Source organism: Nonomuraea sp. NPDC052265, assembly GCF_044547985.1.
Taxonomy (GTDB): domain Bacteria; phylum Actinomycetota; class Actinomycetes; order Streptosporangiales; family Streptosporangiaceae; genus Nonomuraea.
In genome coordinates this window covers 94,451-104,216 of sequence record NZ_JBIUBJ010000024.1, presented here as the reverse complement: position 1 = coordinate 104,216, position 9,766 = coordinate 94,451, and the positions used below count along the sequence as shown (strand labels likewise).

5 protein-coding genes are annotated in these 9,766 nt (G+C 74.7%); 4 read left to right on the top strand and 1 reads right to left on the bottom strand.

Going from position 1 to position 9,766, the window contains the following annotated elements:
* Nucleotides 1–42 precede the first annotated feature (42 nt).
* From ACIHAD_RS41765 to ACIHAD_RS41750, 4 genes are all read left to right on the top strand, one after another.
* Nucleotides 43–3,027: a BTAD domain-containing putative transcriptional regulator gene (locus tag ACIHAD_RS41765; protein ID WP_397360350.1), complete on the top strand. Its 2,985-nt coding sequence runs from the start codon at nt 43–45 to the stop codon at nt 3,025–3,027.
* Nucleotides 3,028–3,097: 70 nt separating this feature from the next.
* Nucleotides 3,098–3,469 (top strand): hypothetical protein, encoded by a 372-nt coding sequence (locus tag ACIHAD_RS41760; RefSeq protein WP_397360349.1) that lies wholly within the window; start codon nt 3,098–3,100, stop codon nt 3,467–3,469.
* A gap of 90 nt (nt 3,470–3,559) precedes the next feature.
* Nucleotides 3,560–5,869 carry an ATP-binding cassette domain-containing protein gene (locus ACIHAD_RS41755; protein WP_397360348.1) on the top strand — a complete coding sequence of 770 codons (2,310 nt, stop codon included), beginning with the start codon at nt 3,560–3,562 and terminating at the stop codon, nt 5,867–5,869.
* Nucleotides 5,870–6,069: 200 nt separating this feature from the next.
* A complete protein-coding gene (locus tag ACIHAD_RS41750; protein WP_397360347.1) occupies nt 6,070–8,871 on the top strand; it encodes an AfsR/SARP family transcriptional regulator in 2,802 nt (933 codons plus the stop codon).
* A gap of 17 nt (nt 8,872–8,888) precedes the next feature.
* Here the strand turns inward: ACIHAD_RS41750 and ACIHAD_RS41745 are convergent, their stop codons facing one another.
* Entirely contained in the window at nt 8,889–9,764 is an 876-nt protein-coding gene (locus ACIHAD_RS41745; protein WP_397360346.1) for a hypothetical protein, read from the bottom strand.
* Nucleotides 9,765–9,766: the final 2 nt, after the last annotated feature.

The window sequence follows — 9,766 nt, the reverse complement described above, 5'->3', positions numbered from 1 at the left end:
CTTTGATCTTCCTTGTGCACCAACGTCCTTGCCGGGAGCGCGATGGAGTTCGCCGTACTTGGGCCGCTTCACGTCTCGGGTGACCAAGGGCCGCTGCCGCTCGGCGTCGGCAAGCAGCGCACCCTGCTGGCCGAGCTCCTGTGCCGGGCGGGCCGCCCGGTCTCCCCCGCCACGCTCGTCGAGGCCCTGTGGGAGCAGCGCCCGCCGCGTACCGCCGCCGACAACCTCCGCCTGTACGTGCACCAGCTCCGCCGGACGCTCGGCCAGGACCGCATCACCCGCACCGACGCCGGTTTCGTCCTGGCCGTGCGCCCCGGCGAGCTGGACGCCGACCGCTTCGAGACCCTGGCCGGCCAGGGCGGCGCCGCGCTGTCCGGCGGCGACCACGAACGGGCCGCCGCGCTGCTGCGGCAGGCGCTGGAGTTGTGGCGCGGGCCCGCGTACGCGGGGCTGAACCTCACCGCCGGGCTCCGCGACCACGCCCGCCGCCTGGAGGAGGAGCGGCTCGCGGCGCTGGAGCACCGGATCGAGGCGGACCTGGCCCGCGGCCTGCACGCCGCGCTCATCGCGGAGCTGACCGGACTGGTCGCCGAGCACCCGCTGCGCGAACGCCCGCGCCGCCAGCTCATGCTCGCCCTGGCCAGGTCAGGACGGCAGGCCGAGGCGCTGGCCACCTACCGCGAGGCCCGCCGGGTGTTCGCCGCCGAGCTCGGCCTCGACCCCGGCGACGAGCTCAACCGCCTGCACCAGGCCATCCTCACCGGCACCCTCGACCCGGCCCCGGCGGGCGCCGCGGGACCCGCCGCGCGGCCACCCGCCCAGCTCCCGACCGACATCTCCGACTTCACCGGGCGTGACGAACAGCTCGCCCAGCTCACCGCCCAGCTCGGCGACGAACCGCCGCAGGGCCCCGGCCAGGTCCGGGTGTGCGTGATCGCGGGCATGGGCGGCGTGGGCAAGACCACGCTGGCCGTGCACGCCGCGCACCGCATCGCCCGCCACTACCCCGACGGCCAGCTCCACACGAACCTGCACGGCGCCGAGGCCAGCCCCGCCGACCCCGGCCAGGTGCTGGCCGCCTTCCTCACCTCGCTCGGCGTGCCGCGCTCCACCCTGCCCGAGAGCGTGGACGAGCGGGCCGCGCTGTTCCGCAGCAGCCTGGCCGAGCGGCGCATGCTGATCGTGCTCGACAACGCCGCCTCCGAGCAGCAGGTGCGCCCGCTGCTGCCCGGCACGTCCGGCTGTGCCGTCGTCATCACCAGCAGGGCCAGGCTGAGCGGTCTGTCCGGCGCGGCCCTGATCGAGCTGTCGGTGCTGCACCTGCGGCAGGGCGTGCGCCTGCTGGCCAGGATCGCCGGCGCCGGACGGGTGGCGGCCGAGCCGGAGTCGGCGGCGGAGATCGTCCGGCTCTCCGACGGGATCCCGCTGGCCGTGCGGGTGGCCGGGGCCCGGCTGGTGGCCCGGCCGCACTGGCCGCTGACCCGGCTGGCCGGTCAGCTCAAGGACGAGCGGCGGCGGCTCGACCAGTTCGCGACCGGCGACCTGGCGGTCCGGGCGAGCCTGGCGCTCAGCTACGTGGGGCTGGAACCGGCCGCGCGGCGGGCCTTCCGGCTGCTCGGCGCGCTGGAGGTGCCCGACTTCGCCGGATGGGTGGCGGGCGCGCTGCTGGACCTGCCCGTACCGGTGGGCGAGGAACTGGTGGAGTCCCTGGTGGACAGCCAGCTCGTGCTGATCAGCGGCGTCGATCCGGCCGGGCAGCCGCGCTACCGCTTCCATGACCTGGTCCGCCTGTACGCCCGCGAGCGCGCCGAGCTGGAGGACCGGCCCGAGGCGGTCGCGGCGGCGCTCGGCCGGGCCTTCGGCGGCTGGCTCGCGCTGGCCGAGCAGGCGACCGAACGCGTCCAGGGCAGCTCCTCGGCCATCATCCACGGCTCGGCCCCGCGCTGGAGCTCGCCCGACGGCACGCCGTGGGAGATCCGGCAGGACCCGATGGCCTGGTTCGACACCGAGCGCACCGCGCTGGTCGCGGCGATCCGGCAGGCGTGCGCGCTGGGCCTGGCCGAGGTCGCCTGGGACACCGCCTGCTGCGCCGAACGCTACTTCGACGTGAGCGGCCTGTTCGACGACTGGCGGGCGCTGCACGAGCGGGTGCTGGCCGCCTGCCTGGCCGCGGGCGACCGGCTGGGCGAGGCGGTGATCAGGCGCGGCCTCATGCACGCCACCACCTGGACCGAGACCGGCGAGGCCATGGCCGCCCAGTACGACGGCGCCGAACGGCTGATCGCCATGTTCACCGAGCTGGACGAGCGGCGCGGCCTGTCGGACGCGTACGTGCTGCGCGCCTGGGGCGAGGCGGCCAGGGGCGACATGGCGCAGGGCCTGCGCTCGGGCCGCACGGCCCTGGAGCTGGCCGAGCGCAGCGGCCACCAGGGCGGCGAGGCCAGGGCCCACGTGTGCATGGCCGTGGCCTACGGCACCAGGGACATCAAGATGGCCATCGTCCACCTGCTGCGCGGCCTCGACCTGGCCGCCAAGCTGGGCAACCCCCGCTTCGAGGCCACCACCCTGCAGTTCCTCGGCCTCGCCCACGCCCACGCCAAGGAGTTCGAGGCCGGGCTGGAGTACATGGTGCGGGCGCTGGCCATCTACCGGCAGATCCGCGACCCGCTGCTGGAGGCCATGGGCCTGGTCGCGCTGGCCAAGCTGTACGCCGGGCACCACGACCCGCGGGCCAGGGCGGTCGCCGAGGCGGCCGAGCTGCTGAGCCGTTCCCACCGGCTGGCCCACCACCGGGCCGACGCGCTGTGGGTGCTGGGCGGGGTGGACCTGGCCGAGGGCCGGGTGAGCGAGGCGGTCGCGCACCTGGAGGAGTCGGTGCGGCTGTGGCGCACGCGGGGCTGGCGGGAGTTCCTGGCGGGCGCGCTGGGCAGCCTGGCCGAGGCGTACACGGCGGCGGGCGACCACGCGGCGGCGGCCACGGCCCGGCGGGAGGCTCAGAGGCTTGCCGGTTCTCCCCAGGCGGGTTGAGTAGGAGAGCGCTCGTGTCCCGGCGCCCGCCGCGGGCATGCTGGCCGTCAGGACCAGTGTGAGGAGTGAGATGCCGCGTTCATCCCTGTTGTGGGCCGTGATCCTGATCGCCGGGGGCGTCGCCGCCGTGGCCGTGTGCGTGCTCACCGCGCCCGCCGTCGCCCCGGGCGCGTCCAAGGACGTCCTCGACTCGCCCGCGCTGCTTCCGGCCTTCGCCGCGCTGGCGGTCCTGGCCGGGCTCGCCGCGTGGGCCGTCCCGCATCCGCTGTGGGGGGCCGTCGCCGCCGCGCCGTTCTTCGTGCACTTCGCCGCCGGGGTGGTGACCGAGCTGCGGGAGGGCGGGCAGGGGCTGTGGCCGGTCGGGCTGCTGTTCCTGGCCGGCCTGACGCTGCTGCCCCTGGCCGCCTCGCTCGTCACGTCGCTGATCGCCCGGTCCCGCTGATCGCCGGTTCTCCTGGAGCCCACGGCCACCGTATGGCGTACGGTACGATCGCCTACCCTGCTCCCCTTTCATGTGACAAGAAGGGATTCCGTGGCCACCAGCGCCAAGACCGACGCCGTACGCGCCCGCTCCTCCGATCACACCGCCGCCGACAGCCACGACGTCATCCAGGTACGCGGCGCCCGTGAGAACAACCTCACCGGCGTCGACCTCGACCTGCCCAAGCGCCGCCTCACCGTGTTCACCGGCGTGTCCGGGTCCGGGAAGTCCTCGCTCGTCTTCGACACGATCGCCGCGGAGTCCCGGCGGCTGATCGACGAAACGTACACCGCGTTCGTCCAGAACTTCATGCCGAGCCTCGCCCGTCCCGACGTGGACTCGCTGCGCAACCTGAGCGCGGCGATCATCGTGGACCAGGAGCGGATGGGCGCCAACGCCCGCTCGACCGTGGGCACCGCCACCGACACGTACACGATGTTGCGGATCCTGTTCAGCCGGATCGGCTCTCCGCAGGTCGGGCCGCCGTTCGCGTTCAGCTTCAACCGCGCCGAGGGCATGTGCCCCGAGTGCGAGGGGCTCGGCAAGGTCGCCGGGATCGACGTCGACGAGCTGGTCGACCGGGACAAGACGCTGAACGAGGGCGCGATCAAGGTCCCCGGGTTCGCGGTGGACACCTGGTACTGGCAGATCATGGTCGGCTCGGGCCTGTACGACCCCGACACCAAGCTGCGCGACTTCACCCCCGAGCAGTGGGCGGACCTGCTCGACAAGCCCGCCACGAAGATCAAGTACGGCACGAGCAACTTCACCTACGAGGGGCTCGTCACCAAGGTCAAGCGCCAGTACCTGGCCAAGGACCGCGAGTCGATGCAGCCGCAGGCGCGCGCCTTCGCCGACCGGGCGCTCAAGCTGACCGGCTGCACCGCCTGCGGCGGCTCCCGCCTGAACGAGGCCGCCAGGTCCTCCCTCATCGGCGGCCGCAACATCGCCGACTGCTCGGCCATGCAGATCAACGACCTGGCCGAGTTCGTCAAGGGCGTCGACGAGCCGAGCGTCGGCCCGGTGCTCCAGGGCCTGCGCGACACCCTGGACTCGCTGGTCGAGATCGGCCTCGGCTACCTCAGCCTCGACCGCGAGTCCGGCACGCTGTCGGGCGGCGAGGCCCAGCGGGTGAAGATGGTCCGGCACCTCACCTCCAGCCTGACCGACGTCACCTACGTCTTCGACGAGCCGACCGCCGGGCTGCACCCGCACGACATCCAGCGGATGAACAACCTGCTGCTCCAGCTCCGCGACAAGGGCAACACCGTGCTCGTGGTCGAGCACAAGCCGGAGGTGATCGAGATCGCCGACCACGTCGTGGACCTCGGTCCCGGCGCGGGCACCGGGGGCGGCCGCGTCTGCTACGCCGGCGACCTCGGCGGGCTGCGCGACTCCGGCACCCTGACCGGCCGCTACCTCGGCCACCGGGCCGCGCTGCGCGCCGGCGCCCGCCCGGCCAAGGGGCACCTGGAGGTCCGCGGCGCCACCCTGCACAACCTGCGCGGCGTGGACGTGGACATCCCGCTCGGGGTGCTCACCGTCGTCACGGGCGTGGCCGGCTCGGGCAAGAGCTCCCTCATCCACGGGTACGTCTCCGGCCGCGAGGGCGTGGTGGTCGCCGACCAGTCGCCGATCCGCGGGTCGCGGCGCAGCAACCCGGCCACGTACACGGGCGTGCTCGACCCCATCCGCACGGCGTTCGCCAAGGCCAACGGGGTCAAGCCGGCCCTGTTCAGCGCGAACTCCGAGGGCGCCTGCCCGGCCTGCAAGGGCATCGGCCTGATCTACACCGAGCTGGCGATGATGGCCGACGTGGCGTCGGTGTGCGAGGCGTGCGAGGGCCGGCGGTTCACGCCGGAGGTGCTGACGTACCGGCTGCGCGGCAAGAACATCAGCGAGGTGCTGGAGATGCCGGTGGCCGAGGCGCGCGAGTTCTTCACCAGCGGCCAGGCCAGGACGATCCTCGACCGCCTGGACTCGGTCGGCCTGGGCTACCTCGGGCTCGGCCAGCCGCTCACCACGCTGTCGGGCGGCGAGCGCCAGCGGCTCAAGCTGGCCATCCACATGGCCAGGAACGGCACCACGTACGTGCTGGACGAGCCCACCACCGGCCTGCACCTGGCCGACGTGGACCAGTTGCTGGCCCTGCTCGACCGGCTGGTGGACGACGGCAACACGGTCATCGTCATCGAGCACCACCAGGCCGTGATGGCCCACGCCGACTGGATCATCGACCTGGGTCCCGGCGCCGGCCACGACGGCGGCCGGGTGGTGTTCACCGGCACCCCGGCGACGCTCGTGGCGGAGGGCGACTCGCTCACCGCCGTGCACCTGCGCGACTACGTGGCCCAGGCGTAGCCGAACGGCCCCCTGAGCCCACCTGCTCAGGGGGCCTTCGCGTCCCCGGCCACCGCCGGGGTCATGGCGGGCCCTCGCCCCGCGCGGCGTCTCCCGGCCCTCTGAGCGATCGCTCAGCGATTTCTCGATGTCTTCTCAATGCCATCTCGAAGACATGAAAACCGGGAGGAATCGGAATTCCTTGATTAGGCTCGAAGATCATGATGATTCGGTTGCTCGGACCGGTGGAGCTGGAGCGCGCGGATCAGACCGGACCGGTACGGCCCCCGCAGGCCGCGCTCGCGCTCGCCGCGCTGGCCTGGGAGGTGGGCCGGGTCGTTCCCGTCGAGACGCTGCTGGCCCGGATCTGGGGGGAGAGCGTCCCGTCCAGGGCGCGGAACACGCTGTACACGATCATCACCCACCTGCGCCGTGACGTGCTCGGCGACGACGGCCGCGTGCTGCGCCGGGTCGGCGGCTACCTGCTCGACGTCGCGGAGTCCGACGTGGACCTGCCGCGCTTCCGCGGCCTGGCCGAGCGGGCGGCGACGGCGGCCGATCCACGTCCGCCGCTGGAGGAGGCGCTGGCGCTGTGGCGCGGCGACCCGCTGACGGGGCTGCCCGGCGAGTGGGCCGAGCGGGCGCGGCAGCGGCTGCGGGAGGAGCGCAGGGAGGTCGTGCTGCAGTGGGCGCGTACGGTGACCGCCGCCGATCCGGGGGCCGCCGCCGCGGCGCTGTTGCCGCTGGCCGAGGAGTACCCGCTGGACGAGCTGGTGGCCGTCGCGCTGATCGAGGCGCTGCGCGTGTCGGGACGTACGGCCGAGGCGCTGGCCCGCTTCGCCGTCGTCCGCCGTACGCTCGCCGAGGAGCTGGGCGTCGAGCCGGGAGCCGCGTTGCGCCGCCTCCACCACCGGCTCCTCCACGACGACGAGACACCCCCGGACGCCGGGACGGCACCGCCGCAGGCGGGCGAGGGGCCGGCCCGGGCCGGTGAGGCGGCCGGGCGGCCGGTCCCCGCGGAGCTGCCCGCCCGGCTCGGTTGCTTCGTGGGCCGCAAGGCCGAGCTGGAACGGCTGGCCGACGCCGACGCCGTGTGCGTGATCTCGGGGCCGCCCGGCGTGGGCAAGTCCTCGCTGGCGCTGCAATGGGCGCACCAGCACCGCGACCGCTTCCCCGACGGCCAGCTGCACGCCCACCTGGGCCCCCTCCACCCCGGCCCCGCCATGGACCCCGCCATGGACCCCGCCACGGACCCCGCCACCGGCGCGGCGGCCGTCCTGCCGCGTTTCCTCGGGGCGCTCGGCGTCGCCGAGAGCCAGATCCCGCTGGGCGTCGAGGCGCAGACCGGGCTCTACCGCAGCCTGCTGGCCACCCGCCGGGTGCTCGTCCTGCTGGACGACGCCCGCGCCGCCGACCAGGTCACCCCGCTCCTGGCCACCGCGCCCGGCTGCCTGACGTTGATCACCAGCCGGACGGAGCTGCCCGCGCTGTCGGTCACCATGGGCGCGTCCCTGCTGCATCTGGACACCCTGTCCGCCGACGAGTCCCGCCACCTGCTGGCCGCCCGGGTGGGCGAGGCGCGCCTGGCCGCCGCGCCCGAGGCCGCGGAGCTGATCATCGACAGGTGCGGCCGGCTGCCGCTGGCCCTGGCCATCGTGGCCGCCCGGATGGTACGCCGGTCCGACCTGCCGCCGGCCGAGATCGCCGCCGACCTGGAACGCGCGGGAACCGGTCTGGAGCCGTTCGCCGACACCGATCCGGCGATCGACCTGCGGGCCGTGTTCGGCCGGTCCTACCGCGAGCTCCCGGAGGAGGCGGCGCGCCTGTTCCGCCGGCTCGGCCAGGCGGGCCCGCACCTCCCGCCGGCCGCCGTCGCCAGCCTGGCCGGACTGCCCGTGGAGCGCACCCGCGGGCTGGTCGGCCTGCTCGACCGCGCCAACCTCGTCGAGCTGTCGGCCGGCGGCCGCCCGCGCCTGCACGACCTGCTGCGGGCCTACGCCGCCGAGCAGGCCCGCGCCGAAGACCGGCCCGCCACCCGCGAAGCCGCCATCCGCCGCCTGCTGGACCACTACCTGCACTCGGCCTGCGCGGCCAGTGCCGTCTGCTACCCCTACCGCGAGCGCGTCAGGCCGGCGCGGCCCGCCCGCGGCGTCACCGTCGAGCGCTTCACCGCCCAGGAGGAGGCCCTGCGCTGGTACGCCGCCGAGTCGGTGTCACTGCCCGCGCTGGTGACCGAGGCCGCGCGGGCCGGGCTGGACCGGCACGCCTGGCAGCTCGCCTGGGGGTTCGGCGAGTTCCTGCAGCGCCGTGGCCCGTGGGAGGAGATCCTGCACGTCCAGGCGGTGGCGCTGGAGTGCGCCGGACGGCTCGGCGACCGGCTGGCGCAGGCCCGGTGTCACAGCGGCCTGGCCCGCGCGCACGCCAAGCTCGGCCACGACCGGCGGGCGGTCGAGCACTTCGACCAGGCCATCGAGCTGCACCGGGACCTCGGCGAGCCGGTCCTGGAGGCGCACCTGCACCTCGGCCTGGCCGTCGCGGTCAGCCGGGTACGGCCCGGCGAGGAACTGCGCCACGCGCTGCGGGCCCGGGAGTTGTTCGAGGAGGGCGGCGACGCCATCGGCCAGGCCCGCGCGCTGAACAACGCGGGCTGGTGGCGCGCCCAGCTCGGCCAGTACGACCAGGCGTACGCCGACTGCAGCCAGGCGCAGCGCATCCTGGCCGACCTCGGCTACGCCCAGGGCGAGGGCCACGCGTGGGACAGCGTCGCGTACGTGCTGGACGCCAAGGGCGACCACTCGGGCGCGGTGGCCTGCTACGAGCGGGCGGTCGAGCTCCTGCTGTCCTGCGACGACCTGCACCCCGCCGCGCAGACGCTGGTCCGGCTCGGCGAGACGCACGCCGCCGCGGGCGACCGCGCGGGCGCCCTGGACGCCTGGCGGCGGGCCGTGGAGTGCTTCGAGACGCTCGGCGACGCCCAGGCGGAAACGGTCCGCACCCGCTGCGCGGTCCTGCGCCGCCGCTGAAGCCGCTGGAGGGGCCCTCAGACGGCCAGGCGGGCGATGATGCGGGCGAACTCCGGCGGCGGGGCCACCACGAGCCTCGTCTGTCCCTGCTGCAACACGATGTCGGCCCTGATCAGCGTCAAGCGGCCCTGATGCCACCAGTAGACCTGCGAGCTCAGCCCGCCCGTACGCGCGGCGTGCACCCGCAGCCGCTCGATGGCCCGCACCACCCCGATGCCGTCCACCGGGTGCACCAGCACCGTGTACGGGTCGGGCAGCACCACCAGCACCCCGTCTGCGGGCACCGGGAGGTGGTCGCCGAGCCAGCGCAGATGCGTGGCGGCCGACGGCCTCACGCCGGTCAGCCGGGTCACCGGCGTGCCGCCCAGCTCGATGTTCTCGACCTCCAGCCGCTCGTCCCGCCGGACGTTCGCGACGGCCAGGTCGAGCGCCTGCGCGGTCGGGACGGGCCAGCAGCCGGCCTCCTCGGGCCGCACCAGGCGGGAGCCGACGGTCAGCAGCTCCACCAGGTCGGCGTTGAGGTGCCGCCCCACCACCCGGGTCAGGTCGGCGACCTCGTCGACCGCCTCCACCCGGGTGCGCAGCAGGGACGCGACCTGGTCAAGGTCGCAGGCGTCGTAACGCTCGTGGGCGGTGGCGAGGGCGTGCGCGAGGTGCTCGGAGACGAGCACCGGCCAGTCCTCCCTGGCCCGGCGCCCGGCCTCGCGGCGCAGCCCGGTCAGCTTCACGACCAGCTCGGCGACGCCGTCGCCGCGCAGGGTCAGCGACGCGCCGTCGCGGGCGAACTCGCACACGAACCCCAGGGACTCCGCGACGAGGCCGAGCAGGGAGTCGAGGTCGACGTCCTCGATCGGCCGGCGGGAGGGCTCCCGGTCACGCCTGAAGAAGCTCACAC

What these genes read in the sequence shown, in the direction of transcription:
- ACIHAD_RS41765 (WP_397360350.1), top strand. Translation starts at nt 43, where the DNA reads ATGGAGTTCGCCGTACTTGGGCCGCTTCACGTCTCGGGTGACCAAGGG.
- ACIHAD_RS41760 (WP_397360349.1), top strand. Translation starts at nt 3,098, where the DNA reads ATGCCGCGTTCATCCCTGTTGTGGGCCGTGATCCTGATCGCCGGGGGC.
- ACIHAD_RS41750 (WP_397360347.1), top strand. Translation starts at nt 6,070, where the DNA reads ATGATGATTCGGTTGCTCGGACCGGTGGAGCTGGAGCGCGCGGATCAG.